19 protein-coding genes are annotated in these 25,048 nt (G+C 44.6%); 5 read left to right on the forward strand and 14 right to left on the reverse strand.

The window, feature by feature from the left end:
* Positions 1–13: 13 nt before the first annotated feature.
* On the forward strand, positions 14–847 hold the full coding sequence (locus tag ACVBDU_RS02310) for an IS5 family transposase (protein ID WP_447177729.1): 834 nt from the start codon (positions 14–16) through the stop codon (positions 845–847).
* A 139-nt stretch (positions 848–986) separates the two neighbouring features.
* Here ACVBDU_RS02310 and ACVBDU_RS02315 read toward each other — a convergent pair whose 3' ends face one another.
* From ACVBDU_RS02315 to ACVBDU_RS02380, 14 genes are all read right to left on the reverse strand, one after another.
* Entirely contained in the window at positions 987–1,169 is a 183-nt protein-coding gene (locus ACVBDU_RS02315; protein WP_447178170.1) for a hypothetical protein, read from the reverse strand.
* A 4-nt stretch (positions 1,170–1,173) separates the two neighbouring features.
* Positions 1,174–1,752, reverse strand: coding sequence for an RNA polymerase sigma factor (locus ACVBDU_RS02320; protein ID WP_447178171.1), 579 nt, complete (start codon positions 1,750–1,752; stop codon positions 1,174–1,176).
* 1,423 nt (positions 1,753–3,175) lie between these two features.
* The gene (locus ACVBDU_RS02325) at positions 3,176–3,586 is read right to left on the reverse strand and encodes an OsmC family protein (RefSeq protein WP_447178172.1); all 411 of its coding nucleotides are present in this window, start codon (positions 3,584–3,586) and stop codon (positions 3,176–3,178) included.
* Between the two features lie 86 nt (positions 3,587–3,672).
* Positions 3,673–4,545 (reverse strand): helix-turn-helix domain-containing protein, encoded by an 873-nt coding sequence (locus ACVBDU_RS02330; protein WP_447178173.1) that lies wholly within the window; start codon positions 4,543–4,545, stop codon positions 3,673–3,675.
* Between the two features lie 141 nt (positions 4,546–4,686).
* Positions 4,687–5,988, reverse strand: a complete 1,302-nt coding sequence (locus ACVBDU_RS02335; protein WP_447178174.1) for a cryptochrome/photolyase family protein — start codon at positions 5,986–5,988, stop codon at positions 4,687–4,689.
* Positions 5,981–6,679, reverse strand: a complete 699-nt coding sequence (locus ACVBDU_RS02340; RefSeq protein ID WP_447178175.1) for a lycopene cyclase domain-containing protein — start codon at positions 6,677–6,679, stop codon at positions 5,981–5,983. Before ACVBDU_RS02340 ends, ACVBDU_RS02335 begins: the two co-directional genes overlap by 8 nt.
* Position 6,680: 1 nt before the next feature.
* Positions 6,681–7,133, reverse strand: coding sequence for a sterol desaturase family protein (locus tag ACVBDU_RS02345; RefSeq protein WP_447178176.1), 453 nt, complete (start codon positions 7,131–7,133; stop codon positions 6,681–6,683).
* Positions 7,130–7,612 carry an SRPBCC family protein gene (locus ACVBDU_RS02350; protein WP_447178177.1) on the reverse strand — a complete coding sequence of 161 codons (483 nt, stop codon included), beginning with the start codon at positions 7,610–7,612 and terminating at the stop codon, positions 7,130–7,132. Before ACVBDU_RS02350 ends, ACVBDU_RS02345 begins: the two co-directional genes overlap by 4 nt.
* Positions 7,609–8,109: a hypothetical protein gene (locus tag ACVBDU_RS02355; RefSeq protein WP_447178178.1), complete on the reverse strand. Its 501-nt coding sequence runs from the start codon at positions 8,107–8,109 to the stop codon at positions 7,609–7,611. Before ACVBDU_RS02355 ends, ACVBDU_RS02350 begins: the two co-directional genes overlap by 4 nt.
* Positions 8,106–8,942, reverse strand: a complete 837-nt coding sequence (locus tag ACVBDU_RS02360; RefSeq protein WP_447178179.1) for a phytoene/squalene synthase family protein — start codon at positions 8,940–8,942, stop codon at positions 8,106–8,108. Before ACVBDU_RS02360 ends, ACVBDU_RS02355 begins: the two co-directional genes overlap by 4 nt.
* A complete protein-coding gene (gene crtID, locus ACVBDU_RS02365) occupies positions 8,939–10,420 on the reverse strand; it encodes a bifunctional phytoene desaturase/3,4-desaturase (RefSeq protein ID WP_447178180.1) in 1,482 nt (493 codons plus the stop codon). The genes ACVBDU_RS02360 and crtID overlap by 4 nt, the downstream gene beginning before the upstream one ends.
* Before the next feature lie 4 nt (positions 10,421–10,424).
* Positions 10,425–11,099 (reverse strand): MarR family winged helix-turn-helix transcriptional regulator, encoded by a 675-nt coding sequence (locus tag ACVBDU_RS02370; protein WP_447178181.1) that lies wholly within the window; start codon positions 11,097–11,099, stop codon positions 10,425–10,427.
* Positions 11,100–11,373: 274 nt separating this feature from the next.
* Complete coding sequence (locus ACVBDU_RS02375; protein WP_447178182.1) at positions 11,374–14,025, reverse strand: beta-1,3-glucanase family protein; 2,652 nt, start codon at positions 14,023–14,025, stop codon at positions 11,374–11,376.
* Between the two features lie 37 nt (positions 14,026–14,062).
* A complete protein-coding gene (locus ACVBDU_RS02380; protein ID WP_447178183.1) occupies positions 14,063–17,497 on the reverse strand; it encodes a glycosyl hydrolase family 18 protein in 3,435 nt (1,144 codons plus the stop codon).
* 572 nt (positions 17,498–18,069) lie between these two features.
* Between ACVBDU_RS02380 and ACVBDU_RS02385 the strand changes: the two genes are divergently transcribed.
* The 4 genes from ACVBDU_RS02385 to ACVBDU_RS02400 all read left to right on the forward strand — a co-directional run bounded on the left by ACVBDU_RS02385 (position 18,070) and on the right by ACVBDU_RS02400 (position 25,047).
* Positions 18,070–19,950, forward strand: coding sequence for a right-handed parallel beta-helix repeat-containing protein (locus tag ACVBDU_RS02385; RefSeq protein WP_447178184.1), 1,881 nt, complete (start codon positions 18,070–18,072; stop codon positions 19,948–19,950).
* A 143-nt stretch (positions 19,951–20,093) separates the two neighbouring features.
* Positions 20,094–21,182 (forward strand): Gfo/Idh/MocA family protein, encoded by a 1,089-nt coding sequence (locus ACVBDU_RS02390; protein ID WP_447178185.1) that lies wholly within the window; start codon positions 20,094–20,096, stop codon positions 21,180–21,182.
* Between the two features lie 12 nt (positions 21,183–21,194).
* The gene (locus ACVBDU_RS02395; RefSeq protein WP_447178186.1) at positions 21,195–22,775 is read left to right on the forward strand and encodes a sodium:solute symporter family transporter; all 1,581 of its coding nucleotides are present in this window, start codon (positions 21,195–21,197) and stop codon (positions 22,773–22,775) included.
* Between the two features lie 70 nt (positions 22,776–22,845).
* Positions 22,846–25,047, forward strand: a complete 2,202-nt coding sequence (locus ACVBDU_RS02400; RefSeq protein WP_447178187.1) for a family 78 glycoside hydrolase catalytic domain — start codon at positions 22,846–22,848, stop codon at positions 25,045–25,047.
* Position 25,048 lies beyond the last annotated feature (1 nt).

A 25,048-nucleotide genomic window follows, 5' to 3' on the forward strand; every position in this document is an offset into this window, starting at 1 on the left:
AAACCAACCCTTTATGTACTCTGTACTTGACAAAGATACGATAGAATTGGAAATAGTTCCTTACATACCTAAAACTCATCGAGGATTTGCCCCGACCGTTCCATTGGTTGAGATTGTTAACGCCATCCTCTACAAGCTCAAGACCGGTGTGCAGTGGCATCAAGTGCCTGTAAAAGCCCTTTTTGACAGTAAAGTGCTAAGTTGGCAATCGGTTTACTACCATTACCGGAAATGGTGCTTGTGCGGTTTTTGGAAAGACTGTTGGGTGAGCTTCCTCAACCGCCATAAATCAAAACTTGACCTTTCCAGTGTGGACCTGGATGGCAGTCACACCTCGGCCATCAGGGGCGGGGAACAAGTGGAATACCAAGGCCGTAAGAAGCGCAAAACCACCAATGCCCTATACCTTAGCGAAAGGCAGGGACTACCTTTAGCTATGTCTGAACCTGTTGCCGGCAATCATAACGACCTGTATAACATTGAGGTGCAGTTCGAAGTAGTCACTGGTACTCTGGAAGATGCTGACCTCCGTGTGGATGGGTTGTTCCTCAATGCTGATGCGGGCTTTGATTCCAAGGATTTCCGACAGGCTTGTGCCCAAAAGGAAATCAATGCCAATATCTGTTTCAACAGGCGTAACAGTGACAAGGACAGAGATGACTATTTTGACAAAGAACTTTATGACCAGCGATATGCCATCGAGCGAACCAATGCCTGGATGGACAGTTTCCGGTCATTACTAAACAGGTTTGACACCACCGTGGCAAGCTGGACAGGGTTTAACTATCTTGCTTTTATTGTGTTAGCTTTGAAAAAGTTCAAACCCATCAAAAAGAAAAAAGTTTAAACGAATTCTCAGCTTATAAACTATCCATCCCAAAAAGATAAAGAAAACCGCCCATAATATTTGGGGAACAATATGGTAAAGTAGCTCAAAAAGCGTTTCGAGTATATTGGAATCAAGCTTATTTTCCATGATCAGTAAACTATTTTTTATCTGGTTTGTCTTTAATTTTTAATATCTCGTTTGCAGTCAACGGATATTTTACAGCTATGAGGTCTGCCATGTCCAGGGAGAGTTTTATCAGGGCAACGTCATCCATTACCTTCTCTCTAAGGGATTTGGGTAGTTCCTCGTCATGAATTATGTTTTTGAAAGGATTATCCACTGATTTACGCAATTATTTTATTGTACAATTCGATAAGGCGATGTTTAGCCCGTTTCAGGCGCATTTTGGCCGCACTTTCTCCTATTTCCAGGGTTGTGCTTATATCTTTTACCGAAAAATCATCCTGGTATTTCATCAAAAGGATCATTTTATCGTCCGGATCCATCTCTTCCATGGCCTTTTTCAAAGTATCTTCTTTTAGTTCGAGGATGACTTCATCTTCTATTTCGGCTGTTTCACCGGTAAAGTCATCCGTAGGGACAAACACCTGCCTGTATTTATTCAGGTTCCGTTGCATATGGTTTACACAAAAATTATAGACAAAAGAATACAACCATGTCGAAAATCTGGATTGGCCCCTGAAAGTTTTCAGTTTGGCAAAAAGCAAAACAAAAATGTCATGGGTCAGATCCTGTGCCTCTTCTACGGATTTTGTAAAGGAGAGGCACTTATAATAAACGATACGTGCATACCTGTCATACAATATCCCGAACCAATAGGTGTCATTTACCTGTACTATCCGTGAAACAAGCACCTCATCGGTGATGTTTTCCACATCTGATATCGGATGATTTCTCTTCATAGCCAGGTAAAGAGCAAACCTTTTTTAGGATTAGACACATTATATATGGGAAAGGTCACTTTTTTTTATAAAAATACTTATTTATTTTTAATAAAGAGTATTTACGGGGGTGTTATTCCAGGGTAAGCGGATGATATGCAGAGAGTTTCTGGGGCGATGGAAAGTTAAGGAGTTTTGGAGTAGATGAGTTCGGAGTTATTGAGTTAATAGGGCACTAATGTCCGCTAAAAATGAATATATGTTCTTTGAACTTCTTATACCCCATAGCTTTCCACACTTTTTTATGACGTGACGATCTGAATGGTATGAATGGCACCTGCCTTGCTACTTCACCAGGTACGGACAGGTTTTCAAAGTTCTGCCTGTTTTCAGAAGACCGGGGTAGTCATTCTGAGCGTGTTTCTTTTCTATACACTCCTGTACCGGGACCCACGAAAAAACGCTCCGTTTCTTTCCTTTTTTAAGCCCGGAAAACGGTCATTTAAGGGATTGCGTATACGCCGAACCGGACCCGGTATGCGGCTTACCTGTTTCCTTTAGCCGCTAACCAGGTTGCTTATGATATCCTACTTAACTACTTTAGCCGCTAACCGGGTTACGTTGACCGCTTAAGGGAACGGGTATGAAATCCTAAGGGATCCTGTTTGCCGCATACACAGTTCCGTTAACCGCTAAAGCAATTGCTTGTGAATTCCTACGCAATTGCTTTAGCGGCTAACCAGGTTACGTTTGCCGCTTAAGGGGTTCGGTTGAGTGCTTAAGCAGTTGCTTGTGAAATCACACCCAATTGCTTAGGCGGCTAACCGGGTTACGTTTGTCGCTTAAGGGGTTCGGTTGACCGCTAACCGGGTTGCTTGTGAAATCACACCCAATTGCTTTAGCCGCTAATCGGGTTACGTTTGCGGCGTAAGGGAATGGGTACGAAATCGTAAGGGATCCTGTTTGCCGCATACGCAGTTCCGTTGACCGCTAACCGGTTTGCTTATGAAATCAAAAGCAATTGCTTAAGCAGCAAACCTGGTTACGTTTACGGCTTAAGGGGATGGGTATGCGGCTAACCCAACCCGGTTCGGCGTATACGCAATCCCTTAAATGGCAAAAACCGGCTCCGGATCATCCGGCCGGGAATACGATATGCCGGTCCGGCGGCAAAGACAGGTGTACCTTTTCAGGGCGGCTGTCCATCCTGGAGGTGTAGGGAGACTGACAGTGATGCCATCCGTTTGGCTGTTGCCAGTTGTATTTATAATTCTCCGGACCTGTAACCTGTAACCCGGTAGCTTCGATACACCCTTCGCTGCGCCTGGGCACTCAGCCACCTACGCTCTGTGCAGTACAAACCTGCAACTTGTAACCTGCCCTTCGGCTGCTAAGGGACCCAAGCTTGTAACTGTAACTGCAACTTGGAACCTGCAATCCAATATCATACAAGTTTGGCTTCGAGTTCTATGTCAAAACTAAAGGCCTGGCTAACAGGGCAGGTTTCTTCGGCTTTTTTGGCGATGTCCTGAAAGGTATCGTTGTCAATCCCGGGAACTTTAGCCTGGAGTTGAAGTAAGGATTTTGTGATTTTTCCGTTGTCGAGGGTTACGGTAGAGGAAGTGCTCAGTTCTTCCACTTCATATCCTGCTTCGGTGAGATCCAGACTCAGTTTCATGGTGAAACATCCCGCGTGAGCTGCGGCGAGAAGTTCTTCGGGATTAGTGCCTTTACCTTCGGCAAAACGGCTGTTAAATGAATATTGGGTTTTGTCCAGGACAGTACTACCGGTGGTAAGATGTCCTTTTCCTTCTTTGATGCTGCCGTTCCATACGGCTTGTGCTTTACGTTTCATGGTTTATTTCATTAATAGTTAAACATTCTTTTATTTTGATGGAACAAAGATATAGTCGTCCTAAGCCGTCGGAAATACCTAAAAGTCTATTTTGATTGTACTTTTTTCCCTTCTGAGTATTTTTTCTTGAAAACGGCCGGACTGCTTCCCACTTTGTTGGTGAACAGACGGTTAAAATAGGCCGGGTCTTCATAGCCCAGGTCATAAGCTACCTGCTTTACACTCAGTCCCGTATAATTCAACAATCTTTTGGCTTCGAGGATGATCCTGTCTTTTATTACTTCATTAGGTTGGGGCAGGTCGTGACGTTTAAATTTATTGGACAGGGTTTTGGCCGCTATACCGAGCATATCCGCATAATCGGCAACACTGTGCTTTTTCCGGAAATGGATTTCGACAAGGCGGCTGAAGTCCCTGAAAAACTCGATTTCCTGGTTTGGCTCGTTGTTTAGTTTTCCCAGTTGCTGCTCCTTCCAGAGCCGTGTGGCACGGATAATAATCTGCTTGAGGTAAATGCGCAGCATTTCTTCCTGTGTGGAAGCCTGTAACTCGAATTCTTCACGGATCTGTTCGTATAGACCGAGAATAATTGTATTTTCCTTAGGAGACAATTCGGTGACAGGAACCTGGTATATGTTGTTGAACAACAAACCGTCACAGGCTACTTCGGCATCGTGGATCTGTATACAATAAAAATCACGGTTGTAATACATAAAGTAACCCTGCTCTTCCCCGGCCTTGTCCAGGCGTATGAACTGGTTACTGTTTATAAAGAAAAGCGAAGGTTTACGGATGTTATAATGCGTAAAATCTACGGTCAGTTCGTAGCCCACAGGGAGATATAACACTTTGATGTAGCCCGTATAGAACGAATCGTTTATTTCATCCAGGGTAAGCTTCGATACGGGTAAAAAACCTATTTTCTTATAGTTACTCGTGTATTCCCGGTTTATTGCCATTTTCTTTTAAAAAAAACTTTTTTATGTTGAATATGTAGTATGAGTAAAGTTAAACAAATTATGACAATACGGGAAGTAACCAAAAGCTGTTTAGGAACGAATTAACGTTATTCGGTTATACCGTTTTTTTGCGGCAGGAAGTCAATCCTTCTCGTGCAATCCTTTTCTGTAAGCTTCAAGGGCGCGTTTTCGGGCAAAGCTGTGTTCCACTATGGGAAGATTAGACAGGTCGGAATCATAGTCCGGGTACCATTTGCGAATGTATTTGAGGTCCTTATCAAATTTTTTGGTCTGGGCCTCCGGACTGAATACCCGGAAATACGGGGCCGCATCGCAGCCACACCCGGCTGCCCATTGCCAGTTACCGTTATTGGCTGCCATGTCATAATCCAGTAGCTTTTGCGCAAAGTAAGCTTCTCCCCAACGCCAATCGATAAGTAGGTGTTTGGTGAGAAAGCTGGCTGTGATCATCCGCACACGGTTGTGCATGCTCCCGGTTTGGTTCAGTTGGCGCATACCTGCATCTACGATAGGATATCCTGTTTTGCCTTTGCACCAGCGTTGGAATTCTTCTTCGTTATTGCGCCACTTTATCCGCTCGTATTTTTCCTTGAAGCAGCGGTTTACCACTTCCGGAAAATGGTATAGTATCTGCATGAAAAATTCCCGCCAGATCAGTTCGTCAAGCCAGGTTTTATTGTGTTGAAGGGCAAAACGCACGCATTGTCTTATGGAAATGGTGCCGAACCGGAGATCCTTACCCAGGTTTGTCGTATGTTCCATGGCAGGATAATCCCGGTATTTATCATAGGTGTCTATGACAGAGGGATTCAGTTCCGGTACGGAAAAGGTGATATTCGTTTTTTCGTAACCGATTTCTTTCAGCGTGTGGAATTTGTTATTCTTTCCGGGAAGGAAATTGTCTTTTTTTATATCGAAAGCTTCATAATCCGTTTCCTTCAGTAAATTTTTCCAGGTCTTCGAATAAGGGGTATACACCGTATACGGATCACCGTCTTTTTTAACAACTTCGTTTTTTTCGAATATGACCTGATCTTTATAGTCCTGGAACGCTATATTTTTTTGCTTCAGTAGTTCATGTATATTTTTATCGCGCTTTAATGCTGCGGGTTCGTAATCCCTGTTACAAAAAACACGTTCTATGTCATACTGTTCCGATAACTTTTCAAATGCTTCTTGCGGAGTGCCGAAAAAGGTGAGGAGGGAAGAGCCGTTTTTCTGTAACTCCGAATTGATGTGTTCAAGCACCTGATGAATATAATGCACCCTGCGATCTTTTTTGTCGGTAAATTGTTTCAGTATCTCCGTATCGAAAATAAACACCGGTAAAACGTTCCTGTCCGATTGAAGTGCATGGTGCAAACCGGAGTTATCATGGAGCCTGAGATCTCTGCGAAACCAGAATACGTTTATTTTATTCATTGTTTTCAATATTTTTCGAGAATTTGCGAAAAAAGAAGATATTCCACAGAACAAGCTCATAACCGTAAACGGCGTCCTCCACAGGAATGGTGAGTATCCGGATCTTCATGAAATCTTCGGGATTATAATTTACAACAGCTTCTTCCAGTCCCGTACCTGTGAGAATTCCGTTAACTACCAGGAATGGCAGAAGTAAAGCGGCATATACTGCCGTAATTTTGGTTATGGAATCAAATTTAACTACAAATTTCAAAAAGACCAGGGAGAGTCCTGTGGTGAAGAAGGTCACAAAAGTATATAGTTTATCATAGTGTATTACCGCAATTCCAAAGCATAAAAAGATGGCCATGTAAATCCCATAAGGTACTTTTGACCGATCTTTCCCGAGGTTCAGAAACAGATCCAGGCAGTAGTATGTAAATACACAGGAAAAAGGAATGCAAATAAAAAAAAGCCATTCTTCTACGGGCAGATTTAATAACCGGAACCCTGTAAGATACCGCTCGTTAAACCACCAAACGCCGTTTGCGGCAAACCATATGTCCCAGAGAATAAAAGGAACAGCTACTAAAAGGCTGGCTTTAAGAAAGGGAATAAAATATTTGTCGAACCTTACTTTTCTGTGAAATGCGTATATAAAGCAAATAATAATCGTGAAAAAATTGACAGCCAGGTACAGGTAGTTTTTCATATTATCTTTTTTTCATATACATTTTGAAATACTTTACCGGTACCCAGAGAAAACCGAAGCATTCACCTTCTCCTTTGTGCGTATGCTTATGATGTTGTTTGTGGGCCCGACGGATGCCAAGCAGATAAGGACTTTTGGTATTGCGGAAGATCCGTATACGCTGATGGATAAAAATGTCATGCACGAAAAAATAGGCAAAACCATACAGCGTTACTCCAAGACCTATATAAAACCAGGGACTAAAGTCGTTTAAAGATCCGTAATATAGCATACTGATGGCCGGAATAGCAAAAATCAGGAAAAAATAATCGTTGCGTTCCATTTTCCCACTATGACTCTTATCGTGGTGGTCTTTATGTAAAACCCATAAAAATCCATGCATTATGTACTTATGGGTAAGCCAGGTAATACCTTCCATGGTAAAGAATGTAATAACTACAATAAGCAAGTTCATAGTACCTGTTTTTTTCGTCCGTTCCTGTTAAATCTCTCTTCCAGGACCTGGTATCTGTAATCAAAAATAGCTTCCAGTTTGCGCTTTATCATCATGCGGTGCAGCCATTGGCCCAATATGCCCATTGGAAGCTTATAGTCTACCGTATCTTTTATCAGGACACCTTTTTCGTTAGGAATGAACTCGTGAAAATGATTCCACAACGCATAAGGGCCTTTCTCCTGGAAGTCGGTAAAACTGCGGCCTTCACTGACCTGGGTGATAATCGTTTGCCAGTGCATCCGTATACCCAACAGGGGAGAGACTTTATAATCGATGGCCATCCCTTCATAAATTTTATGTGTTTCGGGTTTTGAGACTATTTTAAATCCCATGGTATCCGGCGTTATTTCAGGGAGATTTTCCGGGTTGGAAAAAAAACGCCAGGCAGTTTCTATATCACAATACAATTGTTGTGATCTGTGCAATTGATATATCATCTCTTTAACTTCTTTTCCTCTTCCGGGGTTAGCATATCATTTTTATTCAGGAAATTAAAAATAAGATCCTGTAATTCGGTATCAGTGATGTGAGAATAATTGTTCACAATAAATTTTTTGTCCTTTTCCAGATCGGATTTATAATTCAGGATACCGGGGATTTCCCGTTGTATGGACATCCGGATAAAACGTACTTCCACATCATCCGGTACCTGTGCTACGGCTTTTTCCAGGTTTTTCTTTCCTTCCGAAAAAATCTTCAGTTTTTTAAAAGGGTTGAACAGATGTTTCGCACTGATAATCTGGAAAGCTCCCAGGTAAGCTGTCTGCCTGCTGCTTTTTGTTATATTTTCGAGAATATCCAGTGTTTGCATACATATTTCCTTATTAAACGGAGCCATAGTGTAACGCTTCCTTATATTTTCGGGAAATTCCTGTTGCTTCACGGCAAAAAAGGTATTGACCGTTGTAAAAAATATGAGCAACATTAGTTTCATATCATAGCCATTTTAAACTGAAGGTAGCTGCTCATCATCAACGATATTTTTTTACCGTTATGAATACGAATCCGTTCGGAAATGATCTTTTGTGCAGGTGTCTGCTGTATTTTGCGGAACAGGGAAGTATAATAGGTATAGGCCAGGTATATGCCGAATTTAGCCGAATGGGGTAACATTTTTATACCTTCCAGGGCTTCCCGGAATTCTTGTTCGATCTCCTTTTCGATCTCCAGTTTTACCCCGGTATCGAACTCCTTTATATTGACGTTCGGGAAATAAGTTCTACCGAGGATATTATAATCGTGTTTCAGGTCCCTGAGAAAGTTCACTTTTTGAAATGCCGATCCCAATCTCATGGCATAGGGTTTCAGCTTTTGGTATTCTTCTTTATCACCTTTTACAAATACCCGCAGGCACATAAGCCCGATAACTTCTGCAGAGCCCAGGATGTATGTATCATAGAGATCGGAATCGTAATCGATTGACCGGAGGTCCATTTCCATGCTACGAAGAAACGTATCTATAAGTTCCCATTCTATTCCGTACCGGTTTACGGTTTGCTGGAACGCATGAATAACGGGATTCAGGGATATTTGTTCTTTTATGGAATAGACAGTTTCTTCCCGCAGATGTTGCATGAGATAGTTCTTGTCATAGCCGTGAAAGCTATCTACGATTTCATCGGCCAGGCGGGCATATCCGTAAATTGCATATATAGCGGGGCGTATTTCATTAGATAACGCAAGTATCCCAAGAGAGAAACTTGTGCTGTATTTTTTGGTGGTTTCCTGGCAGATCTTGAATGATAATTCGTCAAAAAAATTTTTCATACCAGTATGTTTTTAAGTTGATTTATTTCTTTGGCCACTATTTTACCGGAAATAATAGAAGGAGGAACTCCGGGCCCCGGAACCGTGAGTTGACCGGTATAATACAGGTTTTTTACTTTTCGGTTTTTTATAGATGGTTTCAATACCGCTGTCTGGTTTAGTGTATTGGCCAGGCCATAGGCATTGCCCTGGTAGGCATTGTAATCCCTGATAAAATCTTTAATGCAATAGCTTTTTTTATAGTCGATGTATTCTGTCAGGTTTGAAGTGCCGGTATGTTTTTCCAGGCGGGAGATCATTTCTCCGAAATACTTTGCACGTAATTCTTCATGATCTTCTATACCCGTGGCCAGGGGCATGAGCAGAAACAGGTTCTCATGTCCTTCAGGGGCCACTTCATCATCTGTTTGTGACGGACAACAGGCATAGAAAAGTGGTTTGGAAGGCCATTTTTTGTCACGATAAATTTCATCGGCATGTACATCGAAGTCATTTTCAAAAAATAAGGTATGATGTTTCAGGTTTGGTATCCGGGTACGAAACCCCAGATAATAAATCAGGCAGGAGGGAGCAAATATCCTCTTTTGCCAGTAATCTTCGCTGTAATTACGATATGATTCATCCAGGAGTGTTTCAGTATGGTGATAGTCCGATCCTGCAATTACAGCATCGAATAAGAGGGTTTCCCCGTTGACGGTTATCGCATGGGCACGGTTATCGACAACATGTATTTTTTCTACGTCGGCATTCACGTGAAAGTGTGCACCCTGTTGTCCGGCCACAGCAATCATGGCTTCGCAAACACGATAAAATCCCCCCATGGGACACCAGGTTCCCAGTTTATAACCACCGTAGTTCATAAGACTGTACATTGCAGGAATATCTTTGGGAGTAGCTCCTAGAAAAAGCACCGGAAATTCTATGAGCGTTATTAATTTCGGATTTTTGAAATACCGTCGCACGTGATTACGGAAATTAGTGAGCAGATCCAGTTTCAAAGTATTCCGGGCTATTTTCAACGAAAGGAATTCTGTCCATGACAGGCAGGGTTTGTTGATAAATTCCCGCATACCTATCTCATATTTTATTCTGGCTTCTTCCATAAACCGGTCTAGTTTACGGGCAGCTCCATCTTCGAGACTTTCAAAAAGCCTGCGCATGTCATCGTATTTTTCCGGAATAGCGGTAATACCATCACGAAATACCATTTCAAACTGTGGATCCAGGGAAACCAGCTTATAAAAATGATCGGGGGTAGTATCAAAATCCTTAAAAAACTCTTCGAAGATATCGGGCATCCAGTACCAGCTGGGCCCCATATCAAACACGTAGCCGTTAGAAGTTTTAAACTGTCTCGCTCGCCCGCCCATGGTACTGTTTTTTTCAAATACATGTACCTCATGGCCTGCTGAAGCGGTATAAGCGGCGGCGGAAATACCGGAAAAACCCGAACCGATAATAGCGATTTTCATTGTCATGGGATCAATTTTTTCCAGGTAAATACTGCGCATTTACTTTTTCAAGTAAATCTCCCGGCGAGATATTTTCAGAATAAATAGGGCGATGAAACCTGTCGAGTTTATCGAGCAATCGTATGAGTTCCATTTTTTCGTGAGAGGTAAGGTTTCCCGTAACTATTTGTGTTGCTTTACGTATTTTCTGCATTTGCTTTTCCAAGGTTTCGGAACCTTTTACAGTTAAATGAATTATCTTACTTCGTTTATCTTCCGAAGAGGTTTTCTGTTCGATCCATTCATGTTCGAGTAGCCGGTGAATTATTTTGATTCCCGCCGATTTATCGTGAATATTCTTTTTAATCAATTGCATTTTTGTCATAGGCCCGAAAGCCTTCAGGTTTATCAGGTAGATAAATTCTTCCTGGGTGGAAAATTCGGAATCGTGTATAGCGGCTTTTGAATAAGTCTTTGCATAACGGTTGAGATGTACCAGTAGCGTATTAATCACACTGTCCGCTCCGCGGCCGTTTTCTTTGCCTTCCCAGTAAGGTTCGTTATCCTGAAGTAATACGGATTGTTCCCGGTGGCAAATCCACTTTTTAAAGCCCTCTACTCCGGGGCCGTAGGCAGGATAGTCTGCGGATTTTTCATAGTCCTCAACTAACGAAATAACATCTCGTACCAGTGTGTAGTTCATCATTTCTATTATATATTTAGAGTAAAATTACTCTTTTTTATTTTAAATAAAAGTATAAATATACTCTTTTTTTTAAAGACATTATAGTGAAGGGCAGGAATTCTTTTGGGTGTCTATGCTGTTAACAACATGTTATACAAAGGTATTGCGGGTTGTCTGTGATCGGAAATTAACTGCAGAGGAGGGAGGAAAGAAAGTGTTTCGGATAAATATAAAAAGGTTTATGGCATTACTCTTAACAGAAACCATAAACCTTTTTCAGTTTTTAATATGAAATTTATTTCCGGATAAATCTCCGGGTTTTTTCTTCGCCGTTGACATTCATCTTGAGTATATATATACCACTTTTCAGGCTGGAAACGTCTATATCTTCTCCGGGCTGTACATTCCGGAATGGTATAACGAGTCGCCCGTTCATATCATATACGCCAATACCGGCATTATCTCCATCGAATTTAACTTGTAAATGGCCGGGAGTAGGATTGGGGTAAAGGATGCTTTCTTCTTCTTTTTCCTGTAGAGCCGGGATTGAAGCTGTCGATTGCCGTACGATACGCCACCAGTTAATGTTCCATCCGCCACTCTGTGCGTAGATACCAAAATTGTGTGTTCCTGCATTGAGGTATGCGGAATGAGACACAGTAGTCCAGTTCTGCCATCCGCCTGTAGACGGAATATTAACCGTACCGAGTACCGTTGATCCTGCATTGATATCCAGGGATAATTGTCCGCCTCCACTTTCGCTGGCTACCCGGTACTGTATGGTGTAATTACCGGAAGAGGGGATGTTAATGGCATTATAGGCCATCCAGTCTCCCGTATCTATATATCCGACATTCAGTCCGCCACCTGAGTCTGTTGTGTTTTCGGTCTGCACACCACTCATGTTACTGTAACTTTCCGCCTCTATATGTTGTGAAAATCCCGGGTCTCCTCCGCCACCGTCGCCATTGCGCTGGTAAACTCTTACGTAATCTACATACATATTAGCAGGAAGAGCGCTGTTGTCTACCTGGAAACCAGGCCAGTTTCCACCTATGGCCATATTGAGTATCAGAAAGAAATTCTCATGGAATTCATGGGTGCCGTTAACGCTGTTGCTAATGTGGGCTACATGATATTCCTGTCCGTCGAGGAACCACCGGATATAGTTTTCGTCCCATTCCACCGCGTAAACATGATATGCCGTAACATTGGCCGGAGTATCTCCTCCGTAATTCGCATAGTTTCCGTTGTGGTCTTCCCAGTGCATGGTGCCATGTATATTGGGAGAAGTATTGATATGTTCCATGACGTCTATTTCACCGCATTTAGGCCACCCAATGGAAGATATGCTGTTGCCCAGCATCCAGAATGCGGGCCATGTACCCAGGGAAGAAGGGATGGCAATACGAGCTTCCATTCTTCCGTATTTAAAGGATTTTCTGCCTTGGGTCTTCATTCTGGCTGAGGTGTAGCCGTATCCCCCGAAATTTTCCTGCCTGGCTGTAATGACCAGGGCCCCGTTCTGAACGCTGGCATTTTCCGCGCGATAATATTGCAGTTCATTGTTTCCCCACCCATTAGCACCATTACCTGTTTCAAATACCCAGTCCGGGCCAATACCATCGGTAAATTCGTCCTGCCACACCAGTTGCCAGTCACCTTCCACAGCATTTTGCTGACCATTGTTATCCCCGAAACCTATTACTACTTTTTGCGGGTTTGGAGTGTGTACGGAAGAAGAATAATCCCATACGTCGTCATATGGAAAGCCGTAAGAAAGGTCATCTATACTTATTCCCTGCTGGTGCCAGAACTTGGCGTAGTGATTACAGGGAGATTCCTGGTAGTATTCGGAAGCGTCCGACCAATCCTGCTGCCCGACGTTTGGGGTAGTTATATCAATAACATGCCTGTTCAGAGCGGCACAAATCTGCGCCTGTACCAGTTTGTCAGTGGTATCATCCTGTACACCCATGTCCAGAACACCTTTTCCTTCAAATACTTCCTGTGTGGTAGGGCGCAAGGTAATAATGGCTTGTCGTCCCTGGAAACCTCCCGAAACGGCGGTCATTACAAGTTGTTCTCCCTGAACACGTCCCTGCCATACCCCGGCATCCCCGGAATCGAAAATAAGGTCTTCATTGGCGTATTTGGTCCATACGGCATCGACATATGGCTTCATATAATGTACATAAGGACCGGGATTGGGCATAGTACCCACGCTGCCATCTGCAAAATCCTCAATTTTTCCGGGAGCCGTAATTTCTTCGGCCTCCGCGTCCAGGCACCCCTGGAATTCCGCAGGTACGCTCGAAGGGAATGCGGCCAGGATTTCGCTGTGTGTGGCCTGTTCTCCCACTTTTTTATAATAACCGCTATTACCGTACAATTTCATGGTTAAAGGATATTGGTAAGAATCCACCCTGGTAGGATTGCCAAAAAAACCATATTCATTATTGGTAAGCTCTATAATTTCATATTTGATACCGATATTCGGATCGGTGGGATTGGTATAACTGGGAGAAGTGTATCCTCTCTGTGCTCCCGAAGCTCCGAAAAAGTAGAGGTATAACGGACTTCCGACAGAGATAAAAACCCGGCATCCCTGGATGGGAGGAATCATTACTGTTTTATTGGGAATATCACTTAGCCTGGTGAAGCAGTCGGCATATTTACCATCTCCTCCCGGTCCTGCATTCCCTCCAACGACGGGCCCTTGGATCGTATTATACGACGGGCTCATAGGAAAGGTATTACCCGTAGCGGTGTTTACCCAGATATGCTGGCTGGGTTCTGCAAGGTCTTCTCCCACTACAGCGACATAAAGTTCACTGTCAGGGTAAGGCGAGTTGTTGTTGATCTCAAAGGGAACGGTTGTTTGTGCTTCTGCCCGGGCATAAAGCAATAAAAACATAAGTAGGATGTTATATACTGTTTTTTTCATAATGTAAGTTTTTGGGTCACCCGATTTATAAAAACATCTAGTTTTTAATTACGGGTATGGTTATAGGTTTGTTATCCGGACTGAAAATTTTGAGGTAATATGCTCCTCGCGGGAGGGAAGACCCTTCTATGGTTATTTCATTCCTGCCTTTACGAAGGTCTCCCTCGCTGACATTCCGGATAAGCCTTCCGGAATTATTGTACATCAATATTTTTGTATTACCGCTTTCTTTGAGATTTACTTCCAGCGTAGCGGTTCCGGAAAACGGATTCGGGTACAGTACGGCTGGTGACATCTCTTTACCGAAGGCTATAGAAGCACTGTTACATGGCCCCAGGTATTCCCAGACATCCCATTCTCCCGAACGTGTTTCCGGATCTTCGTTCTGGGTCCACCATTTTGCCCTGTATAGTCCGCCATTATAAGATACCTGGTCGTTGGCAACATAAATGGCGTTGGCTTCCCAGGCAGGTGCGGAACAGCCGGAAACGGAACCTGCCGTAAGTGTTAGTTGTGCGTTTGCTGTGTTTCCTTCATTATCCGTGGCCGTGGCAGTTATAGTATACATTCCGTCCGAAGGTGGAATCCAGGAAGCCGAATAGGAGCCTTGCGTTCCGGAAGCGGTTAGGGTTTGGCCGTTTATTTCAAATACGACCGAGGTAATGCTACCGTCATCACTGGCATTGGCTGAAAGCGTAACCGGTTCACCGGTGGTTACGGTACTGCCGTTGGCTGGCGATGTAAAAAATATACTCGGATTTCCTCCGTTGCCCTGGCAATCATCCGGAGCTTCATCGTGAATGGCATTGAGCAGGGAAATGGCAATATTATCATTGGTGTCCTGTGAAAGTTCCCATATCATAATCCCGGAAGCACGATCTGCTGCCAGTTGCGTTTTCTGCCGGATGGTGGTGAGCCCGTTGTAGTAATCACCATTATAAGTATCGCTGTTCGGATCGGCTCCGCTGGCTACGAGATTGCGGTACGAACTCCAGGACGGACGGGCATAGAAAGGCACACCGAGGACGGCTTTGGATGCCGGAAGTCCGCGCCCCAGCCAATAATCAAGGGTTTGTACGGCATAGCTGTAGGGCGAATGGGTAGATCCGTTTCCTCCGTCATAGGCCATAAGGTTAAGGAAATCGATGTGAGGGAATACGCTGTCCAGGATACCGTCTGCATAATAGCCCACTGCTGCAACTGCTGCCGTGAGGAGCTTACCGTTGCTGTGCATCACTTCGCCCAGTTTTTGCATCATGGCAGCATAATTTTGTGGGTCGTTTCCTTCACGGGGATATTCCCAGTCTATATCCACACCATCCAGGTTGTACTGGTTGACAAGGCTGAGCAGGTTGTCGGCAAAGTTCTGACGGGATGTGGCATTGGCAGAGAGTGTTTCAAACCCGGGATTGTTGAGGTCGGTCCATCCGCCTACGGCGATCATTACCTTAACTCCGTTGGCATGAGCGCTGGAAACTATCTGTTGTAGTTTTGCCGGGTTTTCTATGGCCGTAAGGCTGCCATCTCCCGATGCCTGCGGATTGATAAAGGCATATATAATATGTGTTAGCTTGTCATATTGTATTTCGGCAGCAGTCCCCGCCCAGGACGGCATATACCCTACTATACGGAAATCATTAGGACAGGCAGAGTCCGTGCTTGCGGTTATGGATATACTTTCCGAAGACACGGTGGTTCCCGCATCGCTTGTGGCAACTACTTTGATATTGTGACTACCTGCCGGAATATTATTCCAGGTAAAGCTATAGGGAGTTTCGGTATCTTCCCCCAGCTTTTCCTCTCCGTTAAAAAACTCCACTTTGGTAATGGTACCTCCCGATGCAGTGGCTTCAATGGTAATATTTTCACCGGCTTCGAAAGCTGTTCCGCTTTCCGGGGAGGTAATACGTGCCGTTGGGAGTGGGCTGCCTTCCCCGGCGAATGCTTCGTTTACCGTATTGATAAGGGGAGAGGCCATGGAAGGCCAGCGTTTCAGTTTGGTACCGAAACTTTCCGGACTTCCGCTGAATTCGAGGTCACCGTATACGGTCCAGACGATGGCCCCGGCAAGGTCATTATCAACAATAAACTGTGATTTATGGGTTATGGATTCTTCATCGTCATAACTCAGGAAATAATTACCCTTGGTCAGGTAGGGAACTTTGGCCTGGTCGTCCCAGTGCCTGGTCCATCCCCCGGCATTCATGGCTTGCTGAATGAAGAAATAATTTGGTGTACCATCGTAAACATCCCTGGGCCAGTTTACGAAATCCGCACAGGTAACGATAGAACCGTCAGGTTGTACCGTTTCATTTCTCTTTTGAGTGGATATATTAAGCCCGGCGGAGCCGTCTGTTATCACCCCGCGGCCGTAGAAAGGCATTCCGAAGTTGATCTTGTTTTTAGGAACCCCGAGTGAAGTAAGTGCGTTTAAGGTAGATTGCCAGTTGAAATCCGGGGCTTCGGCACCGTCATAGGGATATAACGGAGAATTATGCCCAGCAATGTCCGACCATCCGCCGTTGAAATCGTAGGTCATAAAGTTAAAATAATCCATAGTCGCCGAAAGGGAAGACCAGTTGAACCCCTGGACTTTCACCGGGTCGGCAGAGAATGCGGCAGTGATAAGTTTATCCGGACCTATTGCAGCGCGTAACTCCTGTACCAGGGTCAGGAAATTGGTAAAATCGGCCTGGCTTCCCGTAAAATTCATTCCCGCATAAGGCCCCGGATATTCCCAGTCCAGATCAATGCCGTCAAAACCGGTATTGATGAGTTTTTGGCAATCGGCAATAAAAGTTGCTCTTTTCTGCGGATCGGCGGCCATTTCGGGGAAGTGTTTACACATGCTCCAGCCGCCTATAGATGCCATAACCTTAACATTATTCTGATGAGCGAGTTCCAGTACCCCGGGAGCCCCGTCCTCTTTATGGAGGGGCAGGGGCAGGGTGCCGCTTAGGCCCCAATCCGGATGTTCCCAGGTATTGCTGTTTACTTCGACCACAAAACCCTGGGCTTCCGCACGGGTCTTGATATCTTCACTGATATAATGCACCGCTTCGATCTCACCGAAAAGCAACAGCATATCCCAGCTGTCATAGATACTGGTAAAGAATATGTCGGCCGGCTGCTGTACCTGGCCTTCCTGGTGAATGTTTTTGTTACGCAGGTCGCCACTGTGCAGTGAGCCGTCTACCGCAACGCCAAAAAACGAATAGTTGAGGATAGTATACTTGGAATAATCGATATTGAGATGCGTGAGAGCACCGGCAGACGGGACACCTGCCGCCGAACTTTTCCAGGCATCCCAGTTGGTGATGTACCCGATTATTTCTTTCTGATGGTCTGCCGTGGAGGCATTTCCGCCCGTGTTTACCTGTGCACGGACATATGGGGCGTTAACGAATGTAAAACATACGATAAGGGGTGTGATCCACTTCCGGAGAAGGATCTTAAGTAGGTGTAAATTCATGATTTAGGGTATTTGTGTTTCGATAAATTAGATTTTTTTAATAATACTTCTTACTTTTTTAACCATTAAAAAGTTACATTAAAAAGAATATAAAATCCAATTTTTTTAGCTGAACTACACCAAACTGTAGCTGAACAGAGCTGATTTTAGCATTAAGTATTCCCAAACCCTTATTTGTGTAAGTATCTGAAAATAAAGTGTGTTCGATGCTCATTTTTAAAAATCAAGATGAAAATTCGTATAACTTTTCGGATATTCATAGAAATAACAATGTGAAATTGGCTTACAGGACAGAACAGGATATGTCTTTATTTTTTAAACGATGATTTTGAAAAACCGTGTTTTATATGGAAACCACTTTTTTTATCCGTTAATTTCTTCTTCATGCGAAAGATATAAAGCCGGGAGAAGCGAACCTCCGTTCGGGATTATCTGCTCTATTCCGTTTTCTGTCATTGATGCCAAACCGGAACAAAATCCGGGATATTAACAAAACTGCAAGTAAGTACAGGATAGTTGAAACTTGCGGAAGTTTTAAATTTGGGCAGAACACATAGAATTCATATTGTGTAATGAAACATTTATTATTAGTTGCAACTGTGTTATGCACCTTGTTTTCAGTAAATTATTGCCGGTCTTCGGAAATATGGGTAGCCAATAACGGAAATGACCGGAATCCCGGAACGGAGGAAAAGCCCCTGGCATCGATTGATATTGCATTGCGACAGGCAAGGGAGTTACGAAGGTTAAATGATCCTTCTATACAGGGAGGCATACATATTATTCTCAAGGACGGCGTATACAGACCGGATGCCCCTATACTCATAAGACCGGAAGATTCCGGCACCCCGGACAGCCCTACGATAATACAGGCGGCAGAAGGGGCACATCCGCTGGTTTCCGGGGGACGGATCATCTCCAATTGGAAAAAACCGGAACAGCAGGTACCCGGTCTTCCTGTAAAAGCTTCGGGAAAGGTATGGGTGGCCGATATACCTTTTATGGCAGGAAGCTGGCTGCAATTCCGGCAGCTTTGGGTAAATGGTAAAAAGGCCGTGCTGGCCAATACGCTGAACGATGGTCAACTGAAACGTATTCTTTCTGTAGATAGTGAAGAGGAAGCCTTGTGGATTCCAACGCCCGATATTACGTTTGGCAATGGTTCCCACCCGGAATTTATAATTCATCAGTGGTGGGCCATAGCCAATCTCCGGATCAGGAATGTACAGGTAAACGGCAACAAAACCAAACTTACTTTTGAGCAGCCCGAGAGTAAAATAGAATTCGAGCATCCGTGGCCCGCACCATTTATAGACGAAAAAAAGGAGTATAATGGCAATTCGGCATTTTTCTTCAGTAACGCCATAGAGTTGCTCAACAGTCCGGGAGAGTGGTTTGCCGATTATAAGACCGGGAAAATATACTACTGGCCGGAAGAAGGTGAAGACATGCAAAAAGCCGAAATTATCGCTCCATTTTTGCAATCGATTACAAAAATTATGGGCTCGGCAGATCGCCCGGTATCGCATATTACTTTTAAAGGGATAGAATTTGCACATACTACCTGGTTACGCCCCTCCCGTAAAGGACATGTACCGCTGCAGGCCGGATTTTATCTTCTCGACGCATATAAGCTGGAAACCCCGGGAACCCCGGACAAAGCCGCCCTCGAAAACCAGGCCTGGATAGGAAGACAGCCTGCCGCCCTGGAGGCGGAATATGCTAATGATATTACTATTGAACGGTGCCGTTTTACCCATATGGCGGCGACGGGGGTCGATTTTATTACAGGGGTGAACCATAGTCGTGTAGAAGGAAACGTATTCCGGGATATAGGTGGAACGGGAATACAGGCAGGTTATTTCGGAAATGCCGATTTTGAAGCGCATTTGCCTTATAATCCTTCCGACCGTCGCGAGCTGGTAAGTGACATACGAATAGCCAATAACCTGGTGTCCGATGCTACCAATGAGGACTGGGGTTGTGTCGGTATAAGTGTGGGCTATGCGCAGAACGTAACCATCGCGCACAACGAAATAAGAGACGTCAACTATTCGGGAATATGCGTCGGTTGGGGATGGACAAAAACGGTGAATGCTTCCCGTAATAACCTGGTGCATGCCAACAGGATACACCGTTTTGCCAAACAAATGTACGATGTCGGAGGCGTGTATACGTTGTCCGCCCAGCCCAATACCGAGATCAGTGAGAATGCCATATACGATCTGATGAAAGCCCCTTATGCCCATATACCGGAACACTATCAGTATGTATATCTGGACGAAGGGTCGTCTTATATCAGGATAAAAGATAACTGGACGGAAAAAGACAAGTTCTTTTCCAACACTCCCGGCCCTGGCAACGAATGGGAGAATAACGGTCCGGATGTATCTGAAGAAATAAGAAAAAATGCAGGGATTGAACCGGAATACACGGATATTATAAAAGAATAGGCGCTGCATTTGAAAAAGTGTAAACATGCTAAAAAGATAATCCTTCCCCCTTCAGGGGAGATGACGTGATCACTGAGTTAGCCGAGGTAAAGACAGAGGGGAGATTCCCGGAAGGAAAAACACAAACCAATCGTGTAAACACAATGACAAACAGTAAAAAATTACGGCTTGGAATACTCGGACTGGGCGAAGGCAGAAGCACCATGCATGCCGCCCTGATGAGTACAGAAATAGAACTCGTCCAGATCTGTGACCTGAACGGGGATTTATGTCGTAAAAGAGGTGAAGAAATGGGGTTTGCTAACTATACGACCAGGTATGAGGATATGCTTGACAACCCGGAAATAGAAGCCATAGCCATTTATACCCCTGACCACCTGCACGCTTCACATATCATGGCTGCCTTAGAAGCCGGGAAACATGTGATCTGTACGAAACCCTTGCTCGACGATCTGAAAGATGCGGCCGGGCTGCTGAAACTTCAGAAGGAAAAAGACTTGAAATTATTTGTCGGACAAAGCAGCCGCTTTTTTGAGCCTATGAAACGGCAGTGGAAGGATTATGAAGCCGGGTTAATAGGCAAACTCATTACCATAGAAGCATACTATCATGCCGATCATCGCTGGTTTCTGGCCAAACCCTGGTCGCTTGAACCATCGTTCCAATGGTTGTATGGAGGATTGAGCCATCCTGTGGATTTTATCCGATGGTATCTGCCTGATGTGGAGGAGGTCATGGGATATGGTATGCTGAGTGCCAATGGTAAAGTGGGAGGGCTGAAAAACCCGGATACAATGCATTTCATTTTCCGGGCTTCGGATGGACGGATAGCCCGGGTTTCCGGGGCATATACCGGTCCGGTACAACCTGTAAAGAGAGATAGTGAAATGAGTTGCATACTCCGCGGTACCGAAGGTTGCAGTCAGGGTGATTATATGGACCTGCGGTATGCCATTACCGACAATACCGGAGAAGAACGTATCATTACCTGGGAACATAAACTCAAATATTATTTCCCTTTTGAGGGTAAAAGCCATCATGCCGGCGAATACCGCAATTACCTGGAATATTTTGCCGGATGCATACGCAACAATGAAACCGCATATCCCGATCTGAAGGAAGGTATCGGTACCGTTGCCTTGCTGAAAGCAATGGAAAAATCATTGAAATCAGGCAAACCGGAGAAAATAAAGGATGTGCTGGAAGAATACGGTTTGGACCAGAGCCGTTAACCAACCGAAAAAATGAACATATACGATAAGTTACAACCGATCGATTTTATTGTAGTGGGGATTTATCTCATTATAGTGATCGGTATTGGCGCCTGGGTAAGCTTCAGGAGTAAAAGTGCCGTAGGGGATAACCAGTTTCTGGCCGGGAATTCGCTACGGTGGTCTGGTATCGGTTTTACCATGTGGGGGACCAATGTGGGCCCTTCCATGCTAATAGCATCGGCGAGTATAGGTTTTACCACCGGTGTCGTAGCCGGAAATTTTGCGTGGTATGCCTTTGTGTTTATATTCTTGCTTGCCGCTGTTTTCGCGCCGAGATATCTCGGTGACGGAACGACTACACTACCTGGCTATATGGGCAATAAATTCGGAGACTCCACCCGGAATATTCTGGCATGGTATACCTTGATAACGATTCTTATAAGCTGGTTGTCACTTACCCTCTTTGCCGGGGGCATCCTTATCCGGCAGATATTGGGATTTCCCCTGTGGCTTTCCGTTATTGTCCTTTTGGCTATTGCAGCTTTCTTTACTATTGCGGGCGGACTCAAAACCATAGCGTATACCAATGTATTCCAAATGATATTACTTATTGTAGTATCACTGGCACTTACTCTTACCGGGTTGGATAAGGCCGGTGGTATCGGCGCCCTGAAGGATGCCACACCACCCGAATTCTGGAACCTTTTTTTGTCTTCGGACAATACAAGCTATCCCTGGCCGGCTATTTTACTCGGATATCCGGTGATGGGCGTGTGGTTCTGGTGTACAGATCAATCGATGGTACAGTCGGTTCTGGGAGCAAAAAATTTAAAGCAGGGACAATTCGGAGCCAACTTTACCGGGTGGCTCAAAATACTGGATGTTCCTCTGTTTATCCTGCCCGGAATACTGTGTTACGTACTTTTCCCTAACCTGGATGATCCGGATAAAGCATATATGACCATGGTGACAGAACTTTTTCCCCCGGGAATGCAGGGCTTGGTCATGGCAGTGCTTATTGCTGCTTTGGTGAGTACGGTTGACTCTGCACTGAATGCCCTGAGCACTGTGTTTACGATGGATATTTATGTGAAAAAATACAAACCGGAAGCCGATTCTAAAAAGATCAGGAAAACAGGCCATCTCGTTACTGTTATCGGGGCAGCTATCGCCGTATTTATTACTTTGGGCATAGATAGTATAAAGGGACTGAACCTTTTTGACGTATTTCAGTCCGTACTCGGGTTCATAGCCCCACCCATGACCACCGTATTTCTCTTTGGTGTTCTGTGGAGGAAGGCCACGACAAAAGCCGTGAATATTGTACTGACCCTGGGGACAGCCCTGAGTATAGGGACAGGAATTTTTTATCTATGGGTATTTCCGGCAGAAACCCATGATTTCTGGCCACACTTTTTGTTGTTGTCCTTTTATATTTTCCTGGTATTGTCCGTGCTGATGATAGCTATTTCTATATCAGATAAGGAAAAACAAATTACAGTAGACCGGAAGGAAACACAGATAGCCTGGATGTCCGGTACGGTACGCTGGTTATGGGGAGCACTGGCCATAGTTATGATAGGGTTATACCTGCTTTTTAACGGCAGGTAGTCGGGGAGTTTCGGAGTCGTTAGTTATTGAGACGTAGAGCAAGAGAAAATACATGCCAACAAAAATAAAAATGAAAAACAATAAAAAATATATTCGTTACAGTTTACTGGCCTTAGTGGCCATGTTGTGCTTATGCGGAGGACCGGTAGCCGCACAGCAAGAGAGTCCGGATGCTACCTGGATCTGGTATCCCGGGGATTATGAAATATGGTTGAGTAACAAAATGCAGGCACGCCGTACGGAACGCGGAGCATTCTTTCCACCTTTGTGGCGTTATTACAGTCCGTATGCACTGGTAACGTTCCAAAAGCACTTTACCTTTCCGGAGGAAGATATCATTAGCATTGCCTCCGAAGGGAATTGTAAAATACAACTCGATGGAGCCATGTATTATGGAGATCCCTCCCGTATGACCATTCCCGCCGGGAAGCACCATCTTACCATTAAAGTGTATAACCAGGAGAAAACTCCGGCCCTTTTCGTACAGGGAAAACACCTGGTTAGCGACCCTTCGTGGGAAGTAACTTATGAAGATAAGGAATGGATAGACGAAACAGGTCGTGCCTCTGGTCAGTCCGGGACCGAATGGCAGCAGGTAGGAAGCTGGAATTTCGATTCTCCCGAAAACGCCCCTTCCGCATTTAAACTGCAAACCACACCGAAACATGCCATATCCGTTAAAGGAGAAAACAACGGATTTATAACCGACTTCGGAAAAGAGACTTTTGGTTTTATTCGCCTGCACGGACTAAAGGGAAAGGGAAAAGTAAACCTGTACTACGGGGAATCGGAAGAGGAAGCCCGGTCGGTCGAAGCTTGTGAAACCCTGGATGAAATTATTGTGGATGGAACCCTGCTGGAAACGTATACCCTCGATACCTCCAAAGCCTTCCGCTATGTGCAGGTGCGCACCGAAGGAACGGCTCAGGTAGACTCCGTATCCATGTTATATGAATATCTGCCTCTCGAATACCGGGGCGAATTTAAAAGCTCCGACGATCTGCTCAACAAAATATGGGAAGTATCGGCCTATACCATGCACCTGACCACGCGGGAGTTTTTTATAGACGGCATAAAGCGCGACAGGTGGATATGGTCCGGAGATGCCTACCAGAGCTACCTGATGAATTACTACCTGTTTTTCGATAACCCTTCGGTAAAACGAACACTTTTTGCCTTACGCGGAAAAGACCCGGTAAACAGCCATATCAATACCATTATGGACTATTCTTTTTACTGGTTCCTCGGTGTATACGACTATTATCTGTATTCCGGGGATGAGGATTTTATCCGGCAGATATATCCCGGTATGGTATCGTTGATGGACTTTTGCCTGGAAAGGCGTAACGAAAATAATATGATGCAGGGGCTGGCCGGAGACTGGGTTTTTATCGATTGGGCGGACGGACTGAGCAAGGAAGGCGAGGTTAGTTTTGAACAATTACTGTTGGCACGCAGTCTGGAAGCCATGTCACTCTGTGCCGGTATTGTTGAGGATAACGAGGCAGCCGCAACCTATAAAAAAGAAGCCGAAGTATTAAAACAGGATATATTCCGTGCATTCTGGTCAGAAGAAAAACAGGCATTCCTGCACAACCGTGTAGCGGGCAAAACCAAAGATAAAGTAACCCGCTACACTAATATGTTTGCCATTTTCTTTGATTACCTGGACGGAAAGCAAAAACAAGGAGTAAAACAAAATGTATTGCTGAATGACGATGTACAGCAGATCACCACGCCATATATGCGTTTTTATGAACTCGAAGCCCTTTGTGCCATGGGCGAACAGGAATACGTGCTCGATGAAATACGCGATTATTGGGGAGGCATGCTCGATCTAGGAGCCACTTCTTTCTGGGAGAAATACGACCCCTCCGAAAAAGGAGCCGACCAGCTTGCTATGTATGGCAGACCTTTCGGAAAGAGCCTGTGCCATGCCTGGGGAGCGAGCCCCATATACCTTTTCGGGAAGTATTACCTGGGGGTAAAACCTACCGCACCGGGTTATGAAACCTATTCGGTAGAACCGAATCTCGGCGGACTGAAATGGATGGAGGGTAAAGTACCTGCGCCAAAAGGAGAAATAGAAGTGTATTGCAGCACAAAGAAAATGCGCATTCGCGGAGCCGGAGGAACGGGAATACTAACTTTTAAGAGTAAGACCAAACCCGTTTGCGGTGAAGGGGAAATTACGGAAACTGCGGCACATACCTATCAATTGCAGATAGCGCCCGGAAAAACATACAACATTCAATATAAATATAAAAACTAAC

It is taken from the genome of Sinomicrobium endophyticum (assembly GCF_052983315.1).